Consider the following 24,969-nt stretch of genomic DNA (forward strand, 5'->3'; position numbering starts at 1 on the left):
GATGTCGGTCGCCCTGCCGGACGCACCGGTCGCTCTCGCCAGGCCCCACTTCCGCATCGACCTGCTCAGGCCCGCGGCCTATGTGCTGGCCGCGGTGCTGGTCGTCCTGGTCGTCCTGCCGCTCGCCTGGCTGGCGTACTACAGCATCGTCGACAAGGACGGCCAGTTCACGCTGGCCAACTTCGCGACGCTGCTGACCGACAAGCCCCTGCGCAAGTCCTTCGGCATCGCGGTGGCGATGGCGCTGGGCGTCGGCGCGCTGTCCTGCGCGATCGCGGCGCCGCTCGCCTGGCTCGTCGCGCGCACCGACCTGCCCGGCCGGCGCCTCGTGCGGGCGCTGGTCACCGCCTCCTTCGTCACGCCGCCCTTCCTGGGGGCGATCGCGTGGGAGATCCTGGCGGCCCCCAACAGCGGCCTGCTCAATGTGTTCTGGCGCCAGCTCACCGGGGCGCAGCCCTACGACGCGCTCGTCAACATCTACAGCTTCGGCGGGCTGGTGTTCGCGATCGCCTGCTACACCTTCCCCTACGTCTTCACGCTGGTGGCCAACGGCCTGGACCGCGTGCCTTCCGACCTGGAGGACGCCTCGTCCATCCTGGGCGCGCGCGGCTGGACCACGCTGCGCCGCGTGACGCTGCCGCTGGTGCTGCCCGCGCTGCTGGCCGGCGCCATGATCGCGGTGCTGCAGGCGCTGACCATGTTCGGCTCGCCGGCGATCCTGGCGCTGCCCGCCGGCTTCCACGTGATCACGACCAAGATCTGGAGCCTGTTCCAGTACCCGCCGAAACCGGGGCTGGCGGCGGCGGCCTCGCTGCCGCTGCTGCTGATCACCGTGCTGCTGCTGCAGGGCAAGTCCTGGGTCCTCGGGCGCAAGGGCTACACGGTGCTGGGCGGCAAGAGCGGCGAGCCGCGCGTGACGCGCCTGGGCCGATGGACACCCGTGGGCATCGCGTTCGCGCTGCTGGTGCTTTCGCTCACGGTGCTGCTGCCGTATGCCGCGCTCGCCAAGGCGGCGCTCACGAGGAACGGAGTCGACGGGCTCACGCTGCACCACTTCCGCTTCGTGTTCTTCGAGTTCTCGGCCACGCGGCTGGCGATGTGGAACACGTTCCTGCTCGGTATTTCCACCGCTACCATCGGCACCGGGCTGGCGCTGCTGGCGGCCTACCTGGTCTCCCGCCGGCCGGTGGCCGGCACGGCCTGGATCGGCATGCTCGCGACGGCGCCGGTGGCCATCCCCGGCATCGTGCTGGGCGTCGGCCTGTTCCTGACCTATTCGCACCCGCAGCTGATGCTGTACGGCACGCTGTGGATCCTGCTGATCGCCTTCCTCACCATCGAGATGCCGGCCGGCTACCAGCAGCTGTCCGCCGCCTTCCACGGCATCCACCCGGAGCTGGAGGAGGCCAGCCGCATCCTCGGCGCCAGCCGCCTGAAGACGCTGCGCCTGGTGACGGCGCCGCTGCTGCGCACGAGCGTCATCGCCACCTGGTGCTTCGTCTTCATCGGCACCATCCGCGAGCTCTCGGCCACCATCCTGCTCACCACGGCCAACACCAAGCTGGTGTCCGTGATCATCTACGACCTCAACGAAAGCGGCGACATGGGCGCGATCTCGGTCCTCGGGATCATGCTGCTGGTCGTCTCCTTCGCGGTGGTCGTCCTCGCCAACCGCATGCCCCTGCTGGGCGGCCCCCGCCTGCCCGCCCTGCGCTGAACACCACCGATGGCCTTCCTCGAACTCAACGGACTTTCCAAGCGCTATGCCGGTGCCGCGGTCGTCAAGGACCTGTCGCTCGCGGTGGAAAAGGGCCAGCTGGTCTGCCTGCTCGGGCCCTCCGGCTGCGGCAAGACGACCACGCTGCGGCTGATCGCCGGCTTCATCGAGCCCGATGCGGGCGAGATCCGCGTCGGCGGCCGGCGCATCTCGGCGCCGGGTGCGAGCGAGGCGCCCGAGCGGCGCAACATGTCGATGATCTTCCAGAGCTACGCGCTCTGGCCGCACATGACCGTGTTCGACAACGTCGCCTACGGCCTGAAGCTGCGCGGCCTGTCGCGCAGCGAGGCGCAGCAGCGCGCCGACACCATCCTGGCAGCGACCAAGCTCGCGCAGCTGGCGCAGCGCTACCCGGGCGAACTGTCCGGCGGCCAGCAGCAGCGTGTTTCCCTGGCGCGCGCCCTGGTCGTGGAGCCGGAGACGCTGCTGCTCGACGAGCCGCTGTCCAACCTCGACGCCAACCTGCGCGAGGAGATGCGCTTCGAAATCCGCCGCCTGCACGACAAGTACCGCTACACCACGGTGTACGTCACGCACGACCAGGCCGAGGCCATGACCACCGCCGACCTGATCGTGGTGATGAACGAGGGCGTGATCGAGCAGACCGGCTCGCCGGAGGAGATCTACCAGCGCCCGCGCACGGAGTTCGTGGCGCGCTTCATAGGCGGCACCAACCTGCTGCGCGGCCGCTGGGACGGCGCCGACGCCGTGGCCTGCGCCAACGGCCTGGTGCTGCGCTGCGGCTCCGGCGAGTTCGAGACCGGCGACGCCGCCGCCGTTTCCGTGCGGCACCACGACGTGCGCCTGAGCCGCGGGCGGCCCGAGGCCGAAACGAACATCGTGCAGGGCAGCGTGGCGCGCCAGATCTACCTCGGCTCGCACCGCGACTACCTGGTCAGCCTGCCCGACGGAGAGACGGTGCGCGCCGTCACGCCCGCCGGACTGAGCATCCCGCCGGGCGAAAGCGTGTGGCTGCACCTGCCGCCGGAGCACTGCCGCGCGCTGGCGCACTGAACCCGTTTCAACACACCCCGAGGAGCACGCGTGAGCATCATCGAGCAACAGGCGACGGAGCACCTGACCCGCTACGTGTCGGATTTCATCTGCAACACGAAAGTCTCCGACCTGCCGCAGGACGTGGTGGCCCTGGGCAAGAAGTCGATCCTCGACGGCCTCGGCCTGGCGCTCTCCGGGGGGGCCAGCCACCTGGGCGAACTGGTGCGGCGCCACCTGGGCGACCTGCAGCTCGGGGCCGGCGCGGCGACCGTGATCGGCACCCGGCTGAAGGTCGCGCCGCGTTTCGCTGCCTTCGCCAATGGGGTCGGCATCCACGCCGACGACTACGACGACACGCAACTCGCCGTGGCGACCGACCGCGTCTACGGCCTGCTCACGCATCCCACGGCGCCGGCGCTTCCCGCCGCATTGGCGATGGGTGAGGCCACCGATGCGAGCGGCGCGCAGGCCATGCTGGCCTACCACCTCGGGGTGGAGGTGGAGTGCAAGATCTCCGAGGCGATCAACCCGCGCCACTACCAGACCGGCTTCCATTCCACCGCGACCTGCGGCACCTTTGCCGGTGCGGCGGCGGCGGCGCGCCTGATGGGACTGGAAGAGGAGGCCACGGCGCGGGCGCTGTCGATCGCCGGCAGCCAGTCGGCCGGCCTGCGCGAGAACTTCGGCACCATGACCAAGCCGTTCCACGCCGGCCGCGCCTCCGAAAGCGGGGTGGCGGCGGCGCAGTTCGCCTCCTACGGCTGGACGGCGACGGACCGCATCCTCGAAGCGCCGCGCGGCTTCTTCAGCGCCGCCGGCGGCGGCTACGACAGCCAGGCGATCGCCGGCCGGCTCGGCCGGCCCTGGACCTTCGCCGAGCCCGGCGTGTCGATCAAGCCGCATCCCTCCGGCTCGCTCACGCACCCGGGCATGACCGAGATGCTGCGCCTGATCCGCGAGCACCGGATCGAGGCGAAGGACGTCGTGCGCGTGCGGGTCGGCACCAACCACAACATGCCCAATGCGCTGATCCACCACCGCCCGACCAACGAGCTGCAGGCGAAGTTCTCGATGGAGTTCTGCATGGCGATCCTGCTGCTCGAAGGGCGGGCGGGGCTCAACGAATTCACCGACGCCGTCGTGCTGCGCCCCGACGTGCGCGCGATGATCGAGAAGGTGGACTTCGTGGTGGACCAGGAGGCCGAGGATGCCGGCTATCACAAGATGACGACGCTGATCGACATCGAGCTGGCGAACGGCCGCAAGGTTCGCGGCCGGGCCGACTTCGGCAAGGGCAGCCCGGCGATGCCGATGACGTACGACGAAGTGGCCGACAAGTTCCGCGAGAACGCGGAGTTCGCGCGCTTCCCGCAGGCGCGGGCGCAGGAGGTGGTCGCCATGGTGCGCGAACTGGAGTCGCTGCCGAAGATCGCGACACTGATGGCGGCGCTGCAGGCATGAGGCACTTCGTGGAAGGAGACGCTTTGCCGGTCATCGGCCTCATGCCCGGCGACATGACCGGCATCGGCCCGGAGATCACGGCGAAGCTGCTGGCCAGCGGCCGCCTGCGCGAGGTGGCGCGCGTCGTCGTGATCGGCGACGCGCGCGTGTTCGAGCTGGGCTGCCGCGAAGCCGGCGTGCAGCCGGCCTGGTGCACGCACGCGAGCGTCGACGCGATCCACTGGTCGCGCCCCGGGATCCCGGTGCTGGATCTCGGCAACGTCGATCCCGCCACGCTGCCGCGGCGCGAGAATTCCGCCGAGTCGGGCCGCCTCGCGGGCGAGACCCTGCTGCACATGACGCAGCTCGCGCAGCAAGGCTCGCTCGATGCGGTCTCGTTCGCGCCGCTGTCGAAGGCGGCGCTGCATGCCGGCGGCTGGAAGTACCCGGACGAGCACCAGATGTTCGCCGCCTGGAACGCGCACGAGGGCTTCTTCGGCGAGATGAACGTCATCGAGCAGTTCTCCACCTTCCGCGTCACCTCGCACGTGGCCCTGCGCCGCGCGCTGGACCTGATCACGCCCGAGCGCATCGCCGCCGCCGTGCGGCTGGCCGACACCACCTTGCGCGCGCGCGGCTTCGCGCCGCCGCGCATCGGCGTTGCGGCGCTCAATCCGCATTGCGGCGAGGGCGGCCTGTTCGGCGACGAGGAGATCCGGCTGATCGCCCCGGCGGTGCGGCGGCTGCAGGAGGAGGGGATCGCCGTCAGCGGCCCGATCTCCTCGGATGCGATCTTCCTGAAAGCCCTCAAGGGCGAATACGACGGCGTGGTCATGATGTACCACGACCAGGGCCAGATCGCGACCAAGCTGCTCGGCTTCCACAAGGGCGTCACCGTGACGGCGGGCCTGCGCACGATCTACACGACGCCCGCGCACGGCACCGCGTTCGACATCGTGGGGCAGGGCAAGGCGGAGTCGGGAGCGCTGGAGCAGGCGGTGCGGATCGCGGCAAGGATGGCGGCGGCGCGGCGGGTCAGCGCGGATTCGTAGGCTGGCGGTGACGCGCGGCAGCGCCGGAACCCCAGCGCTTCGCGCATCGCTACGAAGCACGCAGCAGCCTACGCAGCCGAAGCCAGCAACCTCTGCTTGCCCGCCTGGATATGCTCCTCCGCGTACTGCTTCGCCTTGACCGCATTGCCCTTCGCGATCGCCTCGTACAGCTTGCGGTGCTCCGCATTCGAACGCCGCATGTTCCCGGCGGTGTTGAAGTTCTGCCGCCGGTACAGGTGCAGTTCCTTCACGTAGCTGTCATAGAGCCGGTGCGCGCGCTCGTTGTGCGCGAGCTGCAGCACCAGGGCATGGAACTGCACGTTGCGTTCGTAGTACGCGCCGCCGTCGCCGGCCTGCGAAGCCTGCTCCATGCCTTCGAGCAGCGCCTCGAACTGCGCCCGGTGTTCGTCGGCGACGTTCTCCGCCGCCCGCGCCGCCGCGAAGCCGAACACCAGCGCGCGCAGGTCGTAGATCTCAAGCAGTTCGCGGATCGAGACCTGGCGCACGAACACGCCGCGGTTGACCACCGGCGTGACCAGGCCCGTGCCGGTGAGGATGCGGATCGCCTCGCGGATCGGGCCGCGGCTGGTGCCCATGCGCACGGCCAGGGCGGCCTCGTTCAGGCGGTCGCCGGCCTTGAACTCGCCCGCGTAGATCAGCTGCTGGAGCTGCTCCGCGATGCTGCGCGAAAGGCTTTCGGCGGTGGCGATGGGCGGGACGGCGGTCATGCGGTGCAGCGCCGCCCGCAAGGCGCGGCGCTGTCGGCGATCATAGCAAGGCTGTCGACGCTGTCACGCAGAGTGTCGACACTTTGCGACTGCCGCCGCGGCTTCAGAGCTCCTCGGTGTTGTGGTGCCCCGGGGGCGCCATCAGGCGGTCGGTGAAGGCGATCGCCATCGCCGACAGCAGGAAGGTGATGTGGATGACGGTCTGCGCGATCAGCACCTTGTCCGAGTAGTTGTCCGCGTTGATGAAGGTCTTGAGCAGGTGGATGGAGGAAATGCCGATGATGGCGGTTGCCAGCTTCACCTTCAGCACGGAGGCATTCACGTGGCTCAACCACTCGGGCTGGTCGGGGTGGCCTTCCAGGTTCATCCGACTGACGAAGGTCTCGTAGCCGCCGACGATGACCATGATCAGCAGGTTGGAAATCATCACCACGTCGATCAGCGCCAGCACGACGAGCATGATGATCGTCTCGTTGAGCGACGTGGTCTGCACGGTGGACCGGTAGCCGATGCTGGAGATGAGCTGCTGCAGCGCCGTCTGGCTGCCGGCGGCCGCCTCCACCAGGTGCCACAGTTCGAGCAGGAAGTGCACCACGTACACCGCCTGCGCCGCGATCAGCCCCAGGTACAGCGGAAGTTGCAACCAGCGGCTGGCGAAGATCAGGTTGGGCAGCGGACGCAGGGGGGAACTGGGGCTGGTGCCGGGAAGTTGTTGCATGCGGAGTCGGTCGAACAGGGACTGCGCGATTGTAGGGACCTGCACTCTGGCGCTCCGCGCCACTGCCTCTGTAAGCTATGCGCCAGTCAGTGGGCCGTAAGTGCCGAACCGGACATTACGCCCCGAATTCATCCCCCTTTCCGGAGACAAGCATGAGTGCCATCGAGTCGACCCTGGTCGAAAACCGCGTTTTCCCCCCCAGCGACGCCACGGTGAAGGCCGCCCGGATTTCCGGCATGGCCGCGTACGAAGCCCTGTGCCAGGAAGCCGAGCGGGATTTCGAGGGTTTCTGGGCGCGCCTGGCACGCGGCAACGTGCAGTGGACCAAGCCCTTCACGAAGACGCTCGACGAGTCGGATGCGCCCTTCTACAAGTGGTTCTCCGACGGCGAACTGAACGCCAGCGCCAACTGCCTGGACCGGCACATGGGCACCGCGGTGGAGAACAAGACCGCGATCATCTTCGAGTCGGATGACGGCAAGGTCACGCAGGTCACCTACAAGGAACTGCTGGCGCGCGTCGGCCAGTTCGCCAACGCGCTCAAGGCGCAGGGCATCGCCAAGGGCGACCGCGTCGTCATCTACATGCCGATGACGGTCGAAGGCGTGATCGCGATGCAGGCCTGCGCCCGCATCGGCGCGACGCACAGCGTGGTGTTCGGCGGCTTCTCCGCCAAGTCCCTGCAGGAACGCATCATCGACGCCGGCGCGGTGGCGGTGGTCACGGCCAACTACCAGATGCGCGGCGGCAAGGAGCTGGGCCTGAAGTCCATCGTCGACGAAGCGCTGGCCCTGGGCGGCTGCGAGACGATCCGCTCGGTGATCGTCTACCAGCGCACCGCCACCGCCTGCAACATGGTCGCGGGCCGCGACAAGACCTTCGACGAGGTGCTCGCCGGCCAGTCGAGCGAGTGCAAGCCCGAGCCGGTGAACGCGGAGCATCCGCTGTTCATCCTCTATACCTCCGGCTCCACCGGCAAGCCCAAGGGCGTGCAGCACTCCACCGGCGGCTACCTGCTGTGGGCCAAGCTCACGATGGACTGGACCTTCGACATCAAGCCGCAGGACCTGTTCTGGTGCACCGCCGACATCGGCTGGATCACGGGCCACACCTACGTCGCCTACGGCCCGCTGGCGGCCGGCGCCACGCAGCTGATGTTCGAAGGCATCCCCACCTTCCCGCACGCGGGCCGCTTCTGGCAGATGATCGAGAAGCACCAGGTGAGCGTGTTCTACACGGCGCCCACCGCGATCCGTTCGCTGATCAAGGCGGCCGAGACCGACGAGAAGGTCCATCCGAAGAACTGGAACCTCAGCTCGCTGCGCATCCTCGGCACGGTGGGCGAGCCGATCAACCCCGAAGCCTGGATGTGGTACCACCGGAACGTGGGCGGCGAGCGCTGCCCGATCGTGGACACCTTCTGGCAGACCGAAACCGGCGGCCACGTGATCACGCCGCTGCCCGGCGCCACGCCCACCATCCCCGGTTCCTGCACGCTGCCGCTGCCCGGCATCATGGCCGCGATCGTCGACGAGGCGGGCCATGACATCCCGAACGGCTCGGGCGGCATGCTGGTGATCAAGCGCCCCTGGCCGTCGATGATCCGCACGATCTGGAACGACCCGGATCGCTTCAGGAAGTCGTACTTCCCGGAGGAGATGGGGGGCAAGCTTTACCTGGCCGGCGACGGCGCGGTGCGCGACGCCAAGACCGGCTACTTCCGTATCACGGGTCGCATCGACGACGTGCTGAACGTCTCGGGCCACCGCATGGGCACGATGGAGATCGAGTCGGCGCTGGTGGGCAAGACGGACCTGGTGGCCGAGGCCGCGGTGGTGGGCCGTCCCGACGACCTGACCGGCGAGGCGATCTGCGCCTTCGTCGTGCTGAAGCGCCCCCGTCCGACCGGCGAGGAAGCGAAGAAGATCGCCAACGAGCTGCGCAACTGGGTCGCGCACGAGATCGGCCCGATCGCCAAGCCCAAGGACATCCGCTTCGGCGACAACCTGCCCAAGACCCGCAGCGGCAAGATCATGCGCCGCCTGCTGCGCTCGATCGCCAAGGGCGAGAAGGTGACGCAGGACACGTCGACGCTGGAGAATCCGGCGATTCTGGATCAGCTGTCGGAGACGAACTGAGGTCTTTCTCCCTCTCCCCTCCGGGGAGAGGGCAGGGGTGAGGGGGCTGCGGCGCCGGAACATCCCCCTCACCCCAACCCTCTCCCGCAAGCGGGAGAGGGAGGAAAACGAAAAAGCCCGCCGAAAGGCGGGCTTCTTGCTGAGTGCCGAAGGCCTACTTCTGCGTCAGCACCCACGCGGCCAGCTTCTTCGCCTCGGCCTCGTTCACCTGCGCATTGGCCGGCATCGGCACCGGGCCCCACACGCCTGCGCCGCCCTTCATGATCTTGGCGGCCAGCTTGTCCACGGCATCCTTCTGGCCGGCGTACTTGGCCGCCACTTCCTTGTAGGCGGGGCCCACCAGCTTCTTGTCGATGGCATGGCAGGCCATGCAGTTCTTCGCGGTTGCCAGCGCCTGGTCCGCCAGCGCCGGCGCGGACATGGCGGCCAGGGCAGCCAGCGCAATCAGGGCACGATTCATAGTGAGTCCTCTCGCTTGAGTTACATTCCTTCAACGGGATTGTACGGACCGGCGTTGACCCCGCCGGCCGTGGACCATTTGGCACGAGGAGGAGGGTCGCATGCTGTTCCTGGGGTTGGGCATCGTCCTGCTCGCACTGAAGTACCTTGAGGTGGGCCCGGTGGCCGCCTGGTCGTGGTGGATCGTGCTGTCGCCCTTTGCGCTGGCCGTGGTGTGGTGGACCTGGGCCGACTGGTCCGGCTACACCAAGAAGAAGGCCATGGAGCGCGAGAACGTGCGCAAGCAGGCGCGCCTGGACCGCCAGCGCGAGCAGCTCGGGCTGGGCACCCGCAAGTCCGGCCGGCGCTGATCAGGCCGCCGGATCGCCCTGCGCGAGGTCGGGCGTGTGCTTGCGCTTGAGGGGGCTGAGCGCGGGGCCTTCGATCACCGTGCCGTCCGGGCGGAAGCGGCTGCCGTGGCAAGGGCAATCCCAGCTCGTCTCCACGCTGTTCCAGTGCACCTTGCAGCCCACGTGCGTGCACACCGGCGACACGGCGAACAGCTCGCCGTCCGGTGCGCGGTAGGCGGCGAAGGTCTCGCCCTCGGCATCGACGATGGCGCTGTCGCCCGCCTTCAATGCGGCCAGCTTCTCGTTCTGCGGCCTGGTCAGGTAGTCCTTCACGAGCTGCTTGACCACCAGCACGTTCTCTTCGAGGATGCTCTTGCCGCCCTTCACGGGCGACAGCCGCCCCGGCTTGACCAGGTCCGCGAAGGCGGACTTGTGTCCGAGTAGCTCCGCGGCGATCAGGCGCGCGGCCACCGTGCCCCAGGTCAGGCCGTCGGTGCCGAAGCCGGTGGCGATGAAGCAGCCGGAATGGTTGCGGCCGATGTAGGGCAGGGCGTCGGCGCCGCGGTAGTTCTGCGCCGACCAGCGATGCGTGACCGGCCGCTCGCCGAAGTACTTCTTCGCCAGGTTCTCCAGCGCGATCATGCCGGCCGTGGCGTTGTGAACGCCCACCTTGTGCTCCTGCCCGGCACAGATCAGGAAATGCCGGTTGCCGGCCTGCAGCCTGCGGATCGAGAGGTGCTCGGTGGCCTTCCACCAGAAGGTGCCGGGGCCGGGCGGCGCATCGGGCGTCCACTCCAGGGCGAGGGCGTATTCGCGGTGCACCGGCATCTCGGTGTGCACCAGGTGCACGCCCTTGGGCGAATGCGTCGCCATCACGATGTCCCTGGCCGTCACGCTGCCGGAGGCCGTCACGGCGCGCTTCGCCTTGTGGTCGATCTCCAGCACGCGCGAGTGCTCGTGGATCGTGCATCCCGCCTCGGCGGCGCGCCGCGCGAGGGCGACGACGTAGGCCTGCGGCTGGAACTGCGCCTGGTTGCGCAGCACGAGCACCTCGCCTTCGGCGGGCGGCAGCGGAGCGGGAATGCTGGATCCCCGCTCCACCGCGCAGCCGGCCGCGGTCAGCGCATTGAATTCCTGGCGGATCGCCTCGTTGTGCGCGGCATCGGCCCACTCGACGAGGTCGCAGCGGCGAAAGCCGACGTCCGGCAACAGGCGGCAGCGTTCCTCGATGAAGTTCACGGCGGTGCGCCGCTCGCTGACCACCTGGCGCGCGACCTCGGCGCCCCACTTGTCCGCGACCTGGCGCAGGCCGCTGGACAGCGTCTCGTACAGGTTGCCGGTGGAATTGCCCGTGGTGCCGGTGCCGATCTCGTCGGCCTCGAGCAGCACCACGCGCGGCGGATTGGCCGTCTTCTGCTCCGCCAGCAGGTCCGCCAGCGTCACGCCGGTGATGCCGCCGCCGATGATCAGCACGTCGCAGGTGACGTCGCCACTCAACATCGCATACCCGGTGGGTGCGGCCGTGCCGCGCCAGACGGAAAGGGTGTCCATGGTGCGTTCTCCCTGCGCAAAACCCGATCGTAGGCAGCGGCTTGCGTGCAGGTCGTAGGACAAGGACGACACAGCACGTTGACGCGCAAGGGGCACAGCCCGACACTGCGACCCCATGTCACGCGACACCGATTTCACTGCTGCGGCTTCGGCCCTCGGCCTGTCCTTCGATGGCGAGATCCGCCTGGGCGGCATCTACGCGCCGGTCGTGCGCGACGGCAACACGCTGTACGTGAGCGGACAGGTGCCGCGCGTGGGCGAGGTCGTGGCGGTGACCGGCCGCGCCGGTGCGGACGTGCCGCTGGACGAGGCGCAGCGGGCCGCGAAGATCTGCGTGCTGCGCGGCCTGGCGCTGCTGCGCCGTGCGCTGGGCTCGCTGGACGCCGTCCGCGCGATCCCGAAGATGAACGTCTACGTGCAGTGCAGCGAGCACTTCACGCAGCACAGCGAGGTGGGCGACGCCGCCTCGGCCCTGCTGCATGCCATCTTCGGCGAGGCCGGCGCGCATGCGCGCACCTCGATCGGGGTGTACCAGTTGCCGAAGGACGCGACGGTGGAGATCGACCTGGTGGCTTGCGCGCTGGAGGGCAGGACGTAGGCTGGGGTGGGCCGCGCAGCGCGCGAACCCCAGCGTTGCGCGCGCGCGGGGCCCCAAGCTGGGGTTCGCGCGGCTCACCTTCCGCGGCTGGCGCCGCGCCAGCCTACAAGGTGAGCCTGCACGTCCTCAGAACGCGTCCAGCACCGCCCCCCTACTCGCGCTCGCCGCATTGAACGCGAACTTCGCCTGCACGCCCCGCGTGTAGCGCGGCGCCGGCTGCGTCCAGTTGGCGCGGCGCCTGGCGATCTCCTCGTCCGGCACGTTCAGTTCCAGCTTGAGCTGGTGCGCGTCGATGGTGATCGAATCGCCCTCGTTCACGAAGGCGATGGTGCCCCCCGCCGCCGCTTCCGGTGCGACGTGGCCGACCACCATGCCCCAGGTGCCGCCGCTGAAGCGCCCGTCCGTGATCAGGCCGACGCTCTCGCCCAGCCCCGCACCGATGAGCGCGCCCGTCGGCGCGAGCATCTCGGGCATGCCGGGGCCGCCCTTCGGACCGAGATACCGCAGTACCATGACGTCGCCGGCCCGGATCTTCCCGTCGAGAATGGCGTGCAGTGCTGATTGCTCGTCGTCGAAGACGCGCGCCGGGCCGGTCATCACGGGGTTCTTCAGCCCCGTGATCTTGGCGACCGCGCCTTCCGGCGACAGGTTCCCCTTCAGGATCGCCAGGTGCCCCTGCTCGTACATCGGGTCGGCGATCGTGCGGATCACGTCCTGGCCCGCGGGCGGCGCATCGGGGATGTCCTTCAGCGTCTCGGCGATGGTCTTGCCGGTGATCGTCATGCAGTCGCCGTGCAGCAGGCCGGCATTCAGCAGCAGCTTCATCACCTGCGGGATGCCGCCGGCCTGGTGCAGGTCCACCGCGAGGTACTTGCCGGAGGGCTTGAGGTCGCAGATCACCGGCGTCTTGCGGCGCACGCGCTCGAAGTCGTCGATGGTCCACTCCACGCCCGCCGCATGCGCGATGGCCAGGAAGTGCAGCACCGCGTTGGTCGAGCCGCCGGTGGCCATGATCACCGCCACCGCGTTCTCCAGCGACTCGCGCGTCACGATGTCGCGCGGCTTCAGGTCCTTGCGGATCGCCTCCATCAGCACCCGGGCCGATTCCTTCGCCGAATTCTGCTTCTCGTCGTGCGGATTGGCCATGGTGGAGGAGTAGGGCAGGGACATGCCCATGGCCTCGAACGCCGACGACATCGTGTTGGCGGTGTACATGCCGCCGCAGGAGCCGGTGCCGGGGATGGCGTGCTGCTCGATGTCCTTGAGTTCCTGGTCGCTGATCTTGCCGGCGGCGTTCTGGCCCACGGCCTCGAACACGCTGACGATGTTCAGGTCCTGGCCCTTCCACTTGCCCGGCAGGATGGTGCCGCCGTAGACGTAGATGGCCGGCACGTTGGCGCGCAGGATGCCCATCATGCCGCCCGGCATGTTCTTGTCGCAGCCGCCCACGACCAGCACGCCGTCCATCCACTGGCCCTGCACGCAGGTCTCGATGCAGTCGGCGATCACCTCGCGCGAGACCAGCGAGTACTTCATGCCCTCGGTGCCCATCGCCATGCCGTCGGAGATGGTGGGGGTGCCGAAGATCTGCGGATTGCCGCCGGCCTCCGCGATGCCTTCCACCGCCGCATCGGCCAGCTTCTGCAGGCCGCTGTTGCAGGGCGTGATCGTGCTGTGGCCGTTGGCGACGCCCACCATGGGCTTGCCGAAATCGGTCTCCTTGTAGCCCATGCCGTAATACATGGAGCGGTTCGGCGCCCGCGATTTGCCCTGCGTGATGTTGTCGCTGCGCAGGCGCAGCTGGATGGTCTTCTGGTCCATGGCTGTGAGTCCGTCGTACGGGGGGAAGGCCCGGAGTATGCGCCGCCGCCGTGATTCCTTCCAATCCATTTCGGGGTACGGACTAATATGCACGGCATATGAGCGAGCCGCTGATCGAGTTGCGCCTGTGGCGCCAGTTCCTGGCCGTCGCCGAGGAGCTCCACTTCGGCCGCGCCGCCCGCGGCCTGCATATGACGCAGCCGCCGCTGACGCAGGGGATCGCGCAACTGGAGCGCCTGCTCGGCGCGCGCCTGTTCGAGCGTACCAAGCGCAGCGTGCGGCTCACCCCGGCGGGCGAGGCGCTGCTGCCGCAGGTGCGCGAGCTGCTTTCGCGGGCGCAGGGCCTGCCGGCGCAGGCGCGGGCGGCCGCCGGTGGCGAGCTGGGGCGGCTGCGCATCGCGTTCGTGTCGACCGTGGGCTTCGCGCTGCTGCCGCAGTGGCTGCGCGCCTTCCGCGCCCGCCATCCGCAGGTGCAGATGGAGCTGATCGAAGCCACCGGCGACGTGCAGATGCAGGCCTTCGCGCGGGGCGAGATCGATGCCGGCTTCATGCTGCATTCGCCGGACTTCGCGCCGGCGGGGCTCGCGCACCTGCGCGTGGCGAGCGAGCCGCTGGTGCTGGCGCTGCCCGACGCGCATGCGCTCGCGCGTGCGGCGCGCCTGTCGCTGGGCGGCGTGCTCGACGAGCCGCTGGTGATCTTCCCGCGCCGCATCGTGCCTTCGCTGCACGATGCGATCTTCGGCATGTACCACGCAGCCGGCCGCGAGCCGCGCATCGCGCAGGAGGCGATCCAGATGCAGACGATCGTCAACCTGGTCGCAGCCGGCCTGGGCCTGGCCTGGGTGCCCGAGAGCGTGCGCCAGTTCCAGCGCACCGGCGTCACCTACCGCCAGCTCGCCGGCAAGCAGGGTGCGAGCGTGCCCTCGTGCGAGACGACGCTGGTCTGGTCGACGATGTCGCCGGTGCTGGAGCGCTTCGTCGAGTGCGTGCGGGCGTGAGGCCGCCGGTAAACGCGGACAGCCGAACGCAAAAGCCGCAAAAGCTACGCAGAAGCCGCAGAAAAAACCTGATCAAGAGGATGTCCTTCTGCGGTTTCTGCGTCACTTTTGCGGCTTCTGCGTTCGGCTGTCCGGCTTTCCTCGTCGCCCGATAGAGCGCCACGTGCGCCAAAATACCTGCCCATGCTCATTCACCCGAAGATCGATCCGGTCGCGCTGCAGATCGGCCCGCTGGCCATCCACTGGTACGGGCTCACCTACCTGCTCGCCTTCGGGCTGTTCCTGCTGCTGGCCAACCAGCGGCTCAAGCACGAGCCCTTCCGCTCCGTCCAGGGCCCCGGCGCCTGGTCGCGCAAGGACATCGAGGACATGCTCTTCGCCGGCGTGCTGGGGGTGGTGATCGGCGGGCGGCTGGGATACTGCCTGTTCTACAAGCCCGGCTTCTACCTGGCCAACCCGCTGCAGATCCTCTACGTGTGGCAGGGCGGCATGAGCTTCCACGGCGGCCTGATCGGCGTGATCGTCTCGCAGATCTGGTACGCGCGAACCCGCCACAAGCCCTTCTGGCAACTGATGGACCTGGTCGCGCCCTGCGTGCCGCCCGGCCTGGGCTGCGGGCGCATCGGCAACTTCATCAACGGCGAGCTGTGGGGGCGCCCGGCCGACCCGGAGCTGCCCTGGGCCATGATCTTCCCGCAAAGCGGCACCAACCTGCCGCGCCATCCCTCGCAGATCTACGAACTGCTGCTCGAAGGCGTCATCCTGTTCGTCGTGCTGTGGCTCTATGCGCGCAAGCCGCACAAGGAGGCCCAGGTGTCCGCCATGTTCCTGGTCGGCTACGGCATCGCCCGCTTCACCGCGGAGTACTTCCGCGAACCGGACGCGCACCTCGGCATCCTGGCCATGAAGATGAGCATGGGGCAGTGGCTTTGCATCCCGATGATCTTCGCCGGCGTGCTGCTCTGGGTCTGGGCGGAAACGCGCACCGACCCGGCCGGCCACCCGCCGGCCGGCGGCCGCCCCGCCGCGCGCTAGCAACGCGCTGCCCGGCGACCGGCGAGTGTCGCCTCGGCGTCAGCGTAGCGCGCCGGGCCGCGTCGGACGAACGCTCGCGGCGCCGTCCGCAGCCCGCCGTCGCTGCCACGCGTTCGGGTTTCTCGGTACATTGAACTCACCCGTGCCGTCCTGCGCACGCCCCGGAAGGCGGCTGGCATGGGCGTTGCATCGCTCGATCACCAACATCTCAGCAAAGGCGGTCCCATGAGCCCTGTCGACTGGATCTCCCGCGGGATTGCCCTGTGGCGGCCCGGCTTCGAGCTCAGGGCCGCCGGCGGTGCGGCGCGCGAGCCCAAGGTCGGGGCCTCTTCCCCGGCTCCGGCGACCCCGGCCGCGCCCGCCGGCCGCAGCACGCGCGAGCGCCTGCAGGCCACCTTGCGGCGTGGCCAGGAGGCGCTCTCGCCCCGCGTGCTGCGCCGCACGCTGGCGGAACTGCAGGCCGTCGTCGATCCGCGCGTCAGCGAGGTCGAGGGGGGCCGGCGCGCCAGGGACTTCGCGCTGTGGTACCGCACGGCGAGCGTGGAGCAGCGGCGCGACGCCTGGCTCCTCATGAGCGAGCACTTCGGGCCCGACCCGAAGAAGATCACCGCCGCCCGCGGACACTACGAGGCTGCGCAGGGCACGCCCGAAGAGGGCGCGGCCGAAATCCGGCTGCGCCGCGCGCTGCTGTCGCCGCGTGCGCGCCTGATGCAGCGCTTCGCCGCCTTCCCGGAAGGCATGCGCTTCCTGGTCGACCTGCGGGCCGAACTGCTGCCGCAACTCAAGTCCGACAAGCGCCTGCTGCCGCTCGACGCGGAGCTCGAAACGCTGTTCTCCACCTGGTTCGATGTCGCCTTCCTCGAGTTGCGCCGGCTGTCCTGGGATTCGCCGGCCTCGCTGCTCGAGAAGCTGATCAAGTACGAGGCGGTGCACGACATCCGCAGCTGGGCGGACCTGAAGAACCGCCTGGACAGCGACCGCCGCTGCTACGGCTTCTTCCACCCCAAGCTCGATGGCGACCCGCTGATCTTCGTCGAGGTGGCGCTCACCGACAGTATCTCCGACTCCATCACGCCGCTGCTGGACGAGACCGCGGCGGCGGCGGACCTGTCCAGGGCGACCACGGCGATCTTCTACTCCATCAGCAACTGCCAGACCGGCCTGCGCGGGGTGAGCTTCGGCGATTCGCTGATCAAGCGCGTGGTCGAGACCCTGCAGGAGGAGTTTCCCCGGCTCAAGACCTTCTGCACGCTGTCGCCGATCCCGGGCCTGCGCGCGTGGCTGGCCAGGCAGGTGGCGCCCGAGAAGCTCGCCGCCTGGGACAAGCCGCTGGAACTGGGGCCGAAGTCGCCCGAGCGCCAGGAACTCCTGTCCTGGGCCGCGCGCTACCTGGGCGGGGAACTGCACGATGGCAAGCCGCTCGATCCGGTCGCGCGCTTCCACCTGGGCAACGGCGCGCGCGTCGAACGCCTGAACTGGGCCGGCGACCCCTCCGCCAAGGGCCTCAAGCAGTCGTTCGGGCTCATGGTCAACTACCTCTACGACATCCGGCGGCTCGACAAGCACCGCACGCTCCTGTCGCAGGGAGAAATCCCGATGTCGGCGGCCATCGAAGACCTGTACCGTTGAGGGCTACGTGCGACCGCCGCAAGGCAGTCGCACGTCGCTTTTCAAAGGAAAGAACAACAGATGCAGTCCCTTCGCCTGACCCGGCGCCATGTCCTGCGCGCGGCCGCTGCCGCCAGCGCCGTGGGCGCGGTGCCCCTCGTGCACGCCCAAGCTTCCGGCTGGCCCGCCAAGCCCGTGCAGATGATCGTTCCCTTCCCCGCCGGCGGCGGCACCGATGCCTTCGCGCGTCCGCTGGCCGCGCAGTTCGCGCAGCAGACGCGGCAGCAACTGGTGATCGACAACAAGGGCGGTGCCGGCGGCACCGTCGGCGCCACGCTCGCCTCGCGCGCCGCGCCGGACGGCTACAACTTCTTCATGGGGGCGGTGCACCACACGATCGCCCCCTCCATCTATCCGCGGCTCGACTACGACCTGCAGAAGGACCTGGTGCCGATCTCGCTGGTGGCGCGCGTGCCGCAGGTGCTGGTGGTCAATCCGCAGCGCGTCGCGGCCAGGGACTTCAAGGAATTCGTCGCGCTGATGAAGTCCAACCCGGGCAAGTACAACTACGCCTCGGCCGGCAACGGCACCTCGCACCACCTGGCGGGCGAGCTGTTCAAGCTGCAGACCAAGACCTTCATCACCCACATCCCGTACCGCGGCGCCGGCCCGGCGCTGCAGGACCTGATCACCGGCAGTGCCGACCTGATGTTCGACGGCCTGGGCTCTTCCGCCGCGCACATCAAGGGCGGCCGCATCAAGGCGCTGATGGTCAGCGGCAACAAGCGCGTCGCGGCCTTCCCCGACGTGCCCGCCGCCTCCGAAGTGGGCCTGCCGGATTACACGGTCACCACCTGGTACGGCGTGTGGGCGCCCAAGGGCACCCCGGCGGAGATCCAGCAGCGCATGCACGAGGAAATCCGCAAGGCGGTGCAGTCCGACGCGCTGAAGACCGTGTGGGCCGGGCAGGGCGCCGAGTTTCCGAACCTCTCGCAGCAGCAGTTCGCCGGCTTCATCGACAGCGAAGTCAAGCGCTGGGCGCAGGTCGTCAAGGCGTCCAACGTCAAAGCGGATTGAGCGCGATGCCAGGACAGGTGCGGCTGGCCACGCAGGGCGCCATCGGGCGCGTCACGCTCTCCCACCCCGGCAAGCTCGACGCCATGTCGCGTGCGATGTGGCGCGAGCTGCGCGATGCCTTCCTGAGCGTCCAGTCGGATCCGGTGCTGCGCTGCGTGGTCATCGGCGGCGAGAACGGCAGCTTCTGTGCCGGCGGCGACATCGCCGAATACCCCTCGTTCCGCTTCGATCCCGAGTCGCTGCGGCGCTTCCACGAAGACGAGGTGTGGGGCGGGCTGGCCGCGATGCTGGCCTGCGAGGTCCCCGTCATCGCGCGGATCGAAGGCGCCTGCATGGGCGCCGGCATCGAGATCGCCAGCTGCTGCGACATCCGCATCGCTGGCACCGGCGCCCGCTTCGGCGCGCCGATCGGCCGGCTCGGGTTCCCGATGGCCCCGCGCGAACTGCAGCTGGTGGCCGCGCGCGCCGGCGAAGCCACCCTGCGCGAGATGCTGCTCGAAGGCGTGCAGCTCGATGCGCGCGAGATGAAGGCACGCGGCTTCCTGCACCGCGTCGTGCCCAACGAAGGGCTCGCGACCGAAGTGGACGCCAGCGCCGAACGCGTCGCGCAGCTCGCGCCGCAGGCGGCCCGCATGAACAAGCGGCTGCTGCGGCGGCTGGCCGACAAGCCTCCCGGCACGCCCCTGCCGGAGGACGTCCTGGCCAGGGCGTACGATTACGCCACCAGCGCCGAGCACCGCGAGGGCATCTCGGCCTTCCTCGAAAAACGACCACCCCGCTTCTGATTCCGACCGACCCGAGCGAAATGGAAAACCGCAACCTGTTCGCGGCGCTGCGCGCTGCCTTCCCGCAAGACCTCGACCGCGTCGCCGTGGAGACCGACACCGGCCTGCATTACAGCTGGCGCGACCTCGATCGCGGCACCGCGATGATCGCCAACCTGCTCGCCTCGCTGGGCCTGCAGGAAGGCGCGCGCATCGCCGTGCAGGTGGAGAAGTCGGTCGAGGCCATGATGCTGTACCTGGCGACGCTGCGCGCCGGCTACGTGTTCCTGCCGCTGAACACCGCCTACCAGAAGGCGGAGATCGACTACTTCGTCGGCAATGCCGAACCCGAGGTCGTGGTGTGCACGCCGGCGAACTTCGGCTGGGTCAGCAAGATCGCGTTCCAGGCCGGCACGAAGCACGTGTTCGCGCTGGGCGACGACCGCAGCGGCTCGCTGCTCGAGCGCGCGGCGCAGCAGTCCGACGAACACGCCCTGGTGGAAAAATCTGCCGACGACCTCGCCGCCATCGTCTACACCAGCGGCACCACCGGGCGCAGCAAGGGCGCGATGCTCACGCACGGCAACCTGCTGTCCAACGCCGAAGTGCTCAAGGACTACTGGGGCTGGACCGAGGGCGACGTCCTGATCCATGCGCTGCCGATCTTCCACGTGCACGGCCTGTTCGTCGCGATCCATGGCGCGCTGCTCAATGGCAGCAAGATGATCTGGCTGGCGAAGTTCGACCCGAAGAAGGTGATCGAGCGCTTGCCCGATGCCACCGTGTTCATGGGCGTGCCCACGCTGTACGTGCGCATGCTGGCCGAACCGGCGCTGACCGAGCCGGCCTGCCGCAACATGCGCCTGTTCATCTCCGGCTCCGCGCCCCTGCTGATGGAGACGTTCAGCGCCTGGAAGGAGCGCACCGGCCACACGATCCTCGAGCGCTACGGCATGAGCGAAACCATCATGCTCACCTCCAACCCCTACCACGAGGCGGAGGGCGAGCGCCGCGGCGGCACCGTCGGCTTCCCGCTGCCGGGCGTGAGCGTGCGCGTGCGCGACGACCAGGGCAACGCGCTTGCCGCCGGCGAGATCGGCAACATCCAGGTCAAGGGCCCCAACGTCTTCAAGGGCTACTGGCGCATGCCGGAGAAGACGAAGGAGGAGTTCACCGAGGATGGCTGGTTCAAGACCGGCGACGTGGGCAGGATCGACGAACTGCGCTACGTCACGATCGTCGGCCGCAGCAAGGACCTGATCATCAGCGGTGGCTACAACGTGTACCCGGCGGAGATCGAGGGCTACATCAACGACATGCCCGGCGTCGCAGAAAGCGCGGTGGTGGGCGTGCCGCATCCCGACTTCGGGGAAGTGGGCGTGGCCCTCGTGGTGCCCAAGGCGGATACGCAGATCGACGGTGAGCAGATCGTCGCCACGCTGAAATCGCAGCTCGCGAATTTCAAGATCCCCAAGCGTTGCTTCGTGGTGCCGGAACTGCCTCGCAACACCATGGGCAAGGTGCAGAAGAACCTGCTGCGCGACGAACACAAGAGCCTGTTCCAGCAAGGGACGTAGCGAGCTGGGTACGGAACCGGCACAGCGCGGCTCGTGCGGGCCGGAGAGGGCGTGGGGCTACGTCAAATCCCGCTGGCGCGACGCGGACGCTGAATTACACTGGATCTTTCCTCGTCCCGCGCTGCGATGACAGCTTCCGCCGCCCCGATCCTCGATGCCATCCTGATCCAGCTCGCCGCAGCCCTGGAGAAGTACGACGAGGACAGCGAGCGCCTCGTTCGCACCTGGCTCGACATGGATCTGTATCGCGACGTGAGCGACCAGATGGACGCCATACGCATGTACAGCTCCTTGCTGCCGGACGTGCAGGTGCACTGGCTCGAATTGCTGATTGCGCACTCCGAACTGGTGCACTGGCTTTGGCGGCGCGACCCCGCCCAGGCCGGCGTCCTGCAGGAGGAGCGGCTCGCCGACGTGCGTGCGCGGCATGTCGATTCGATTGCCGCCCTGCGCGAGCGCTGCCTGCGCACGGTCAGCCAGCGCTCCTGAGTCTCACGACCCGTTGCACCCGGCGGGTGGGGCAGCGCAGTACCGATTCCTGCGCCACAATGCCGCTTTCCGGAGCAGGAGCACCGCATGAAAGCCAACAGCGTCCTCGACACCATCGGCCGCACGCCGCACATCAAGATCAACCGCCTGTTCGGCAACTCGCACGAGGTGTGGGTGAAGTCCGAGCGCGCGAATCCCGGCGGCTCGATCAAGGACCGCATCGCGCTGTCCATGATCGAGGACGCGGAGAAGAGCGGCAAGCTCAAGCCCGGCGGCACCATCATCGAGCCCACCTCGGGCAACACCGGCATTGGCTTGGCCATGGTGGCCGCCGTCAAGGGCTACAAGCTGGTGCTGGTGATGCCCGACAGCATGTCCATCGAGCGCCGGCGGCTGATGCTGGCCTATGGCGCCACCTTCGACCTGACGCCGCGCGAGAAAGGCATGAAGGGCGCGATCGCGCGCGCGCAGGAACTGGCGCAGCAGACGAAGGACGCCTGGATCCCGCAGCAGTTCGAGAATCCCGCCAACCTCGAGGTCCACGAGCGCACCACCGCCCGCGAGATCGCGGAGGACTTCCCGCAGGGCGTCGATTACCTGATCACGGGCGTGGGCACCGGCGGCCACATCACGGCCTGCGCCAAGGTGCTCAAGCAGAAATGGCCGAAGCTGAAGGTGCTGGCGGTGGAGCCCACGCAGTCTCCGGTGCTCTCCGGCGGCCAGCCCGGGCCGCACCCGATCCAGGGGCTTGGCGCCGGCTTCGTCCCCGCCATCATGGACACCGCACTGCTCGACGGCGTGATCCAGGTCGACGCCGAACCGGCCCGCGAGATGGCACGCCGCTGCGCGCGCGAGGAAGGCATCCTCGTCGGCATCTCCTCGGGCGCTGCACTCGCCGCCGTCGCGCAGAAGCTCAAGGACATTCCGGCGGGTTCGACGGTGCTCTGCTTCAACTACGACACGGGCGAGCGCTACCTCTCCGTCGAGGGCTTCCTGCCGGCCGGCTGAGGCGTGTGGTCACGAGCGGTCACTTGGTTCCCGGGCGGGCGGCGGAAAGTTGCAACAATTGCCCCCGCGGGTGGTGAACGCGGCGCACAATGGAGCCGCCTTCAGGAAGTTGCTCGTGCAGGTCCCGCTGTATCACCAGGTCGATGTCGCCGGCTTCCATGCCGAAGCCACCCGTCTGCTAGCGCAACAGGTGCCGCCGCACACGGTGCAGTGGTCGGCAGCGCCTGCGCAAGCCGTGGAAGAGGAAGATCTCGAGTCCGGCCGCGCCGCCATCCGCAACCGCGCGGCGCGCGCGATCATTCCCCAGTCCTTCATCCGCATGAGTGAACTCGTGGTGCTGCACCGCGATCCGCAGCGCTTCGACCTGCTGTACCGGTCGCTGTGGCGCCTGATCTACGAGCCCGAACTGCGGCACGACCTGGCCGACTCCGACCTGGCGCGGCTGCGCCAGATGGCGCAGGCCGTGCGGCGCGACATCCAGAAGATGAAGGCGCGGCTGGAGTTCCGCCCGCTCACCGTCCACGAGGAGTCGGTCCGGGTGGCCTGGTACGAGCCGGCGCATTACGTGGCCGAGACGGTCGGCGCGTGGCTGGCCAAGCGCGAGCCGGAAAGCCACTGGGTGCTGCTCACGCCTGACCGCAGCATGCGCTGGGACGGCCAGCGCCTGGTGAGCGCGCCCGCGCTCGCGCCGACGCAGGATGGCCAGCCCATGGGCGACGAGGAGCGCGCCCGCGCCCTCGAAGGCCTGCCCTGGGAGTGATCAGGCCGGCGGTTGCGAGGACAGCCCGGTCGCGTCGCCCGAGAAGCTGAAGTCGCTGCGGGTGCGCTGCCACTCCTGGCCCGAATCCCCGATCAGCTGGCGGCAGCGCATGAACAGGCTGTCGAGCGCGGCATCCTGCCGGTCGCGCAGGTTGTGGTAGCGCGGATCGGCGTAGTGCGCGCGCAGCGGCGCGACCTTCGCCATGCGCAGGGCGTTCTCCTCGCGCAGGTAGTGCATCAGCTCATGGTGCGTGCGCAGCAACTGCTGCATCAGCGCCGTCAGTTCGGGGAAGTGCTCGTCCTTGATCTCCACGGCCTGCGCGAGCGTGGCGGGCAGGGCGCTGTCCTGGGGGGTCTGCTGCTGCACCCCTTCGTCGCGATGCCAGTCGATCCAGGAGGTGTAGGCCTTGAGGCAGTCGATCAGCTGGTAGCCCGCGGCGCGCCGGCGCGCCAGCCGGCGTGCGCGCAACCAGCGGATGCGCCACAGCACGCCGGCGATGACGAGCGCGATCACCACCAGGCACAGGGGGTAGAGGAGATCGGGGTCGGACAGGAGGCGCACGGCATCTCGCGGGGGACCGCTCCTCGGTGGTTGTCGGGGTGGCCGAATTGTGCTGCGGCCCGGCGGCGCAACCCGTCGCCTGCGCCGGACGGCCGCGCGGAAACGATGGTCGGCGCTTGACGCACGTCAGTATGCATGAGGAGGCGCGCGACCAAGATGGGGCGATCCCGATTTCCTGCCGGCCATCATGCATTTCGAGCCCTCGCCGCGCGCCCGCGAATGGCTGGCGCGGCTGGAGACCTTCCACGCGCGCTTCCTGCTGCCGCACAACGCCGCCTGGCATGCCGCCGCGCAGCGCGGCGAGCGGCCGGCCTTCCTGACCGACCTGCGCGCGCTGGCGCGCGAGGAGGGGCTGTGGAACCTGTGCCTGCCGGGGCTGCCGGCGCACGCCCCGGGCACGGCGCTGTCGCACCTCGATTACGCGCCGCTGGCCGAAGCCATGGGGCGGCTGCCCTGGGCGGCGGAGGTGTTCAACTGCAACGCGCCGGACAGCGGCAACATGGAGCTGCTGCTGCGCCACGCCAGCACGGCGCAGCGCGAGCGCTGGCTGGCGCCGCTGCTGGCGGGCGAGATCCGCTCCGCATTCGCGATGTCGGAGCCGGACGTCGCATCGTCCGATCCCACCAACCTGCAGACCGAGGTGCGGCGCGAGGGCCGCGAACTGGTGGTGAGCGGCCGCAAGTGGTTCGTGACCGGCGTGGCCAACCCGGACTGCAGGCTGCTGATCGTGGTCTGCCGCAATGCCGATGCGGCGGAGGGCGAACGGCACCGCGCGCACTCGCTGCTGCTGGTCCCCGTGGACGCGCCCGGCGTCGAGGTCGTGCGCAACATCCCCATCCTGCAGCATGCGGCGCCGGAAGGGCATTGCGAGATCGTGTTCAGGCAGGTTCGCGTGCCGCAGGCAAACCTGCTGGGGGAGTGGGGCGAGGGCTTCGCGCTGGCGCAGGCGCGCCTGGGGCCCGGGCGGGTGCACCACTGCATGCGCACCATCGGCCAGTGCGAGCTGGCGCTGGCGCTGGCCTGCGACCGCGCGCTGGAGCGGCGCGCCTTCGGCAAGCCGGTGGCGCAGCAGGCCAACGTGCAGGAGTGGCTGGCGGATTCGCGCATCGAGATCGACATGGCGCGCCTGCTGGTGCTGCGCACGGCCTGGGCCCTCGACCAGCCCCAGCCGCCTGCGGACCTGCGCGAGCAGATCGCCGCCATCAAGGTCGCGGCCGCGCGCCTGCAGATGCGCGTGGTGGACCGCGCGATCCAGGTGTTCGGGGCGATGGGGCTGTCGCCCGACACGCCGCTGGCCTGGCTGTTCACGTGGGGCCGGGCGCTGCGCATCATGGACGGCCCCGACGAAGTGCACCTGCGCACGATCGCGCGCGGCGAGTTGCGGCACGCCGGCGAGCAGCGCGGCCGGTGGGCGGAGTACTTCACGACGCCGGAGCAGATGGCGGGACCGGTGCGGCTGCGTTGATGGGCGGCTTCGCACGCGTT

At 69.1% G+C, this 24,969-nt stretch carries 23 protein-coding genes; 17 read left to right on the top strand and 6 right to left on the bottom strand.

Annotation, left to right across the window (positions count from 1 at the left end; translation table 11 throughout):
- The first annotated feature begins 1 nt into the window (after position 1).
- From JI746_RS12725 to JI746_RS12740, 4 genes are read left to right on the top strand one after another with little or no spacing between them, the layout of a single operon-like run.
- Positions 2-1,717: an ABC transporter permease gene (locus JI746_RS12725; protein ID WP_201689911.1), complete on the top strand. Its 1,716-nt coding sequence runs from the start codon at positions 2-4 to the stop codon at positions 1,715-1,717.
- 9 nt (positions 1,718-1,726) lie between these two features.
- Positions 1,727-2,791 carry an ABC transporter ATP-binding protein gene (locus JI746_RS12730; RefSeq protein ID WP_201689912.1) on the top strand — a complete coding sequence of 355 codons (1,065 nt, stop codon included), beginning with the start codon at positions 1,727-1,729 and terminating at the stop codon, positions 2,789-2,791.
- Between the two features lie 30 nt (positions 2,792-2,821).
- Positions 2,822-4,234, top strand: a complete 1,413-nt coding sequence (locus tag JI746_RS12735; RefSeq protein ID WP_201689913.1) for an MmgE/PrpD family protein — start codon at positions 2,822-2,824, stop codon at positions 4,232-4,234.
- Positions 4,235-4,257: 23 nt separating this feature from the next.
- The gene (locus tag JI746_RS12740) at positions 4,258-5,265 is read left to right on the top strand and encodes a PdxA family dehydrogenase (RefSeq protein ID WP_236599782.1); all 1,008 of its coding nucleotides are present in this window, start codon (positions 4,258-4,260) and stop codon (positions 5,263-5,265) included.
- Between the two features lie 68 nt (positions 5,266-5,333).
- Here the strand turns inward: JI746_RS12740 and JI746_RS12745 are convergent, their stop codons facing one another.
- Together JI746_RS12745 and JI746_RS12750 are read right to left on the bottom strand one after the other, a co-directional pair.
- A complete protein-coding gene (locus JI746_RS12745; RefSeq protein WP_201689915.1) occupies positions 5,334-5,993 on the bottom strand; it encodes a GntR family transcriptional regulator in 660 nt (219 codons plus the stop codon).
- A 103-nt stretch (positions 5,994-6,096) separates the two neighbouring features.
- Positions 6,097-6,711 carry a YqhA family protein gene (locus JI746_RS12750; RefSeq protein WP_201689916.1) on the bottom strand — a complete coding sequence of 205 codons (615 nt, stop codon included), beginning with the start codon at positions 6,709-6,711 and terminating at the stop codon, positions 6,097-6,099.
- Positions 6,712-6,863: 152 nt separating this feature from the next.
- Here JI746_RS12750 and acs point away from each other — a divergent pair, with 152 nt between their 5' ends.
- Positions 6,864-8,849 carry an acetate--CoA ligase gene (acs, locus tag JI746_RS12755; protein ID WP_201689918.1) on the top strand — a complete coding sequence of 662 codons (1,986 nt, stop codon included), beginning with the start codon at positions 6,864-6,866 and terminating at the stop codon, positions 8,847-8,849.
- A 154-nt stretch (positions 8,850-9,003) separates the two neighbouring features.
- Here acs and JI746_RS12760 read toward each other — a convergent pair whose 3' ends face one another.
- The gene (locus tag JI746_RS12760) at positions 9,004-9,309 is read right to left on the bottom strand and encodes a c-type cytochrome (protein ID WP_201689920.1); all 306 of its coding nucleotides are present in this window, start codon (positions 9,307-9,309) and stop codon (positions 9,004-9,006) included.
- A gap of 100 nt (positions 9,310-9,409) precedes the next feature.
- Here JI746_RS12760 and JI746_RS12765 point away from each other — a divergent pair, with 100 nt between their 5' ends.
- A complete protein-coding gene (locus JI746_RS12765) occupies positions 9,410-9,658 on the top strand; it encodes a TIGR04438 family Trp-rich protein (RefSeq protein WP_201689921.1) in 249 nt (82 codons plus the stop codon).
- Here the strand turns inward: JI746_RS12765 and JI746_RS12770 are convergent, their stop codons facing one another.
- Positions 9,659-11,188, bottom strand: coding sequence for an FAD-dependent oxidoreductase (locus JI746_RS12770; RefSeq protein WP_201689922.1), 1,530 nt, complete (start codon positions 11,186-11,188; stop codon positions 9,659-9,661).
- Between the two features lie 115 nt (positions 11,189-11,303).
- Between JI746_RS12770 and JI746_RS12775 the strand changes: the two genes are divergently transcribed.
- Positions 11,304-11,786: a RidA family protein gene (locus JI746_RS12775; RefSeq protein ID WP_201689923.1), complete on the top strand. Its 483-nt coding sequence runs from the start codon at positions 11,304-11,306 to the stop codon at positions 11,784-11,786.
- Between the two features lie 126 nt (positions 11,787-11,912).
- Here the strand turns inward: JI746_RS12775 and ilvD are convergent, their stop codons facing one another.
- Positions 11,913-13,607 carry a dihydroxy-acid dehydratase gene (ilvD, locus tag JI746_RS12780; RefSeq protein ID WP_201689924.1) on the bottom strand — a complete coding sequence of 565 codons (1,695 nt, stop codon included), beginning with the start codon at positions 13,605-13,607 and terminating at the stop codon, positions 11,913-11,915.
- A gap of 98 nt (positions 13,608-13,705) precedes the next feature.
- Between ilvD and JI746_RS12785 the strand changes: the two genes are divergently transcribed.
- From JI746_RS12785 to JI746_RS12825, 9 genes are all read left to right on the top strand, one after another.
- A complete protein-coding gene (locus JI746_RS12785) occupies positions 13,706-14,605 on the top strand; it encodes a LysR family transcriptional regulator (RefSeq protein ID WP_201689925.1) in 900 nt (299 codons plus the stop codon).
- Between the two features lie 183 nt (positions 14,606-14,788).
- Positions 14,789-15,640, top strand: coding sequence for a prolipoprotein diacylglyceryl transferase (lgt, locus tag JI746_RS12790; RefSeq protein ID WP_201689926.1), 852 nt, complete (start codon positions 14,789-14,791; stop codon positions 15,638-15,640).
- 225 nt (positions 15,641-15,865) lie between these two features.
- Positions 15,866-17,269, top strand: a complete 1,404-nt coding sequence (locus JI746_RS12795) for a malonyl-CoA decarboxylase (protein ID WP_201689928.1) — start codon at positions 15,866-15,868, stop codon at positions 17,267-17,269.
- Between the two features lie 60 nt (positions 17,270-17,329).
- Complete coding sequence (locus JI746_RS12800) at positions 17,330-18,325, top strand: Bug family tripartite tricarboxylate transporter substrate binding protein (RefSeq protein WP_201689929.1); 996 nt, start codon at positions 17,330-17,332, stop codon at positions 18,323-18,325.
- 5 nt (positions 18,326-18,330) lie between these two features.
- Positions 18,331-19,110, top strand: coding sequence for an enoyl-CoA hydratase/isomerase family protein (locus JI746_RS12805; RefSeq protein ID WP_201689930.1), 780 nt, complete (start codon positions 18,331-18,333; stop codon positions 19,108-19,110).
- 20 nt (positions 19,111-19,130) lie between these two features.
- Complete coding sequence (locus JI746_RS12810) at positions 19,131-20,666, top strand: malonate--CoA ligase (RefSeq protein ID WP_201689931.1); 1,536 nt, start codon at positions 19,131-19,133, stop codon at positions 20,664-20,666.
- A gap of 126 nt (positions 20,667-20,792) precedes the next feature.
- Positions 20,793-21,155, top strand: a complete 363-nt coding sequence (locus tag JI746_RS12815; protein ID WP_201689932.1) for a hypothetical protein — start codon at positions 20,793-20,795, stop codon at positions 21,153-21,155.
- 87 nt (positions 21,156-21,242) lie between these two features.
- Positions 21,243-22,163 (top strand): cysteine synthase A, encoded by a 921-nt coding sequence (gene cysK, locus JI746_RS12820; RefSeq protein ID WP_201689933.1) that lies wholly within the window; start codon positions 21,243-21,245, stop codon positions 22,161-22,163.
- A 115-nt stretch (positions 22,164-22,278) separates the two neighbouring features.
- The gene (locus JI746_RS12825; protein ID WP_201689934.1) at positions 22,279-22,923 is read left to right on the top strand and encodes a DUF4130 domain-containing protein; all 645 of its coding nucleotides are present in this window, start codon (positions 22,279-22,281) and stop codon (positions 22,921-22,923) included.
- Here JI746_RS12825 and JI746_RS12830 read toward each other — a convergent pair whose 3' ends face one another.
- Positions 22,924-23,484, bottom strand: coding sequence for a hypothetical protein (locus tag JI746_RS12830; RefSeq protein ID WP_201689936.1), 561 nt, complete (start codon positions 23,482-23,484; stop codon positions 22,924-22,926).
- Between the two features lie 187 nt (positions 23,485-23,671).
- Between JI746_RS12830 and JI746_RS12835 the strand changes: the two genes are divergently transcribed.
- Positions 23,672-24,949, top strand: a complete 1,278-nt coding sequence (locus tag JI746_RS12835; protein ID WP_201689938.1) for an acyl-CoA dehydrogenase family protein — start codon at positions 23,672-23,674, stop codon at positions 24,947-24,949.
- The last annotated feature ends 20 nt before the right edge of the window (positions 24,950-24,969 follow it).

The organism is Ramlibacter alkalitolerans, assembly GCF_016722765.1.
Lineage (GTDB): Bacteria > Pseudomonadota > Gammaproteobacteria > Burkholderiales > Burkholderiaceae_C > Ramlibacter > Ramlibacter alkalitolerans.

Bases quoted from the DNA above. Each gene is read 5' to 3' on its own strand.
- JI746_RS12725 (WP_201689911.1), top strand. From the start codon at position 2: ATGTCGGTCGCCCTGCCGGACGCACCGGTCGCTCTCGCCAGGCCCCAC.
- JI746_RS12730 (WP_201689912.1), top strand. From the start codon at position 1,727: ATGGCCTTCCTCGAACTCAACGGACTTTCCAAGCGCTATGCCGGTGCC.
- JI746_RS12745 (WP_201689915.1), bottom strand. From the start codon at position 5,993: ATGACCGCCGTCCCGCCCATCGCCACCGCCGAAAGCCTTTCGCGCAGC.
- JI746_RS12750 (WP_201689916.1), bottom strand. From the start codon at position 6,711: ATGCAACAACTTCCCGGCACCAGCCCCAGTTCCCCCCTGCGTCCGCTG.
- acs (WP_201689918.1), top strand. From the start codon at position 6,864: ATGAGTGCCATCGAGTCGACCCTGGTCGAAAACCGCGTTTTCCCCCCC.
- JI746_RS12760 (WP_201689920.1), bottom strand. From the start codon at position 9,309: ATGAATCGTGCCCTGATTGCGCTGGCTGCCCTGGCCGCCATGTCCGCG.
- JI746_RS12765 (WP_201689921.1), top strand. From the start codon at position 9,410: ATGCTGTTCCTGGGGTTGGGCATCGTCCTGCTCGCACTGAAGTACCTT.
- JI746_RS12770 (WP_201689922.1), bottom strand. From the start codon at position 11,188: ATGGACACCCTTTCCGTCTGGCGCGGCACGGCCGCACCCACCGGGTAT.
- JI746_RS12775 (WP_201689923.1), top strand. From the start codon at position 11,304: ATGTCACGCGACACCGATTTCACTGCTGCGGCTTCGGCCCTCGGCCTG.
- ilvD (WP_201689924.1), bottom strand. From the start codon at position 13,607: ATGGACCAGAAGACCATCCAGCTGCGCCTGCGCAGCGACAACATCACG.
- JI746_RS12785 (WP_201689925.1), top strand. From the start codon at position 13,706: ATGAGCGAGCCGCTGATCGAGTTGCGCCTGTGGCGCCAGTTCCTGGCC.
- lgt (WP_201689926.1), top strand. From the start codon at position 14,789: ATGCTCATTCACCCGAAGATCGATCCGGTCGCGCTGCAGATCGGCCCG.
- JI746_RS12795 (WP_201689928.1), top strand. From the start codon at position 15,866: ATGAGCCCTGTCGACTGGATCTCCCGCGGGATTGCCCTGTGGCGGCCC.
- JI746_RS12800 (WP_201689929.1), top strand. From the start codon at position 17,330: ATGCAGTCCCTTCGCCTGACCCGGCGCCATGTCCTGCGCGCGGCCGCT.
- JI746_RS12805 (WP_201689930.1), top strand. From the start codon at position 18,331: ATGCCAGGACAGGTGCGGCTGGCCACGCAGGGCGCCATCGGGCGCGTC.
- JI746_RS12810 (WP_201689931.1), top strand. From the start codon at position 19,131: ATGGAAAACCGCAACCTGTTCGCGGCGCTGCGCGCTGCCTTCCCGCAA.
- JI746_RS12815 (WP_201689932.1), top strand. From the start codon at position 20,793: ATGACAGCTTCCGCCGCCCCGATCCTCGATGCCATCCTGATCCAGCTC.
- cysK (WP_201689933.1), top strand. From the start codon at position 21,243: ATGAAAGCCAACAGCGTCCTCGACACCATCGGCCGCACGCCGCACATC.
- JI746_RS12835 (WP_201689938.1), top strand. From the start codon at position 23,672: ATGCATTTCGAGCCCTCGCCGCGCGCCCGCGAATGGCTGGCGCGGCTG.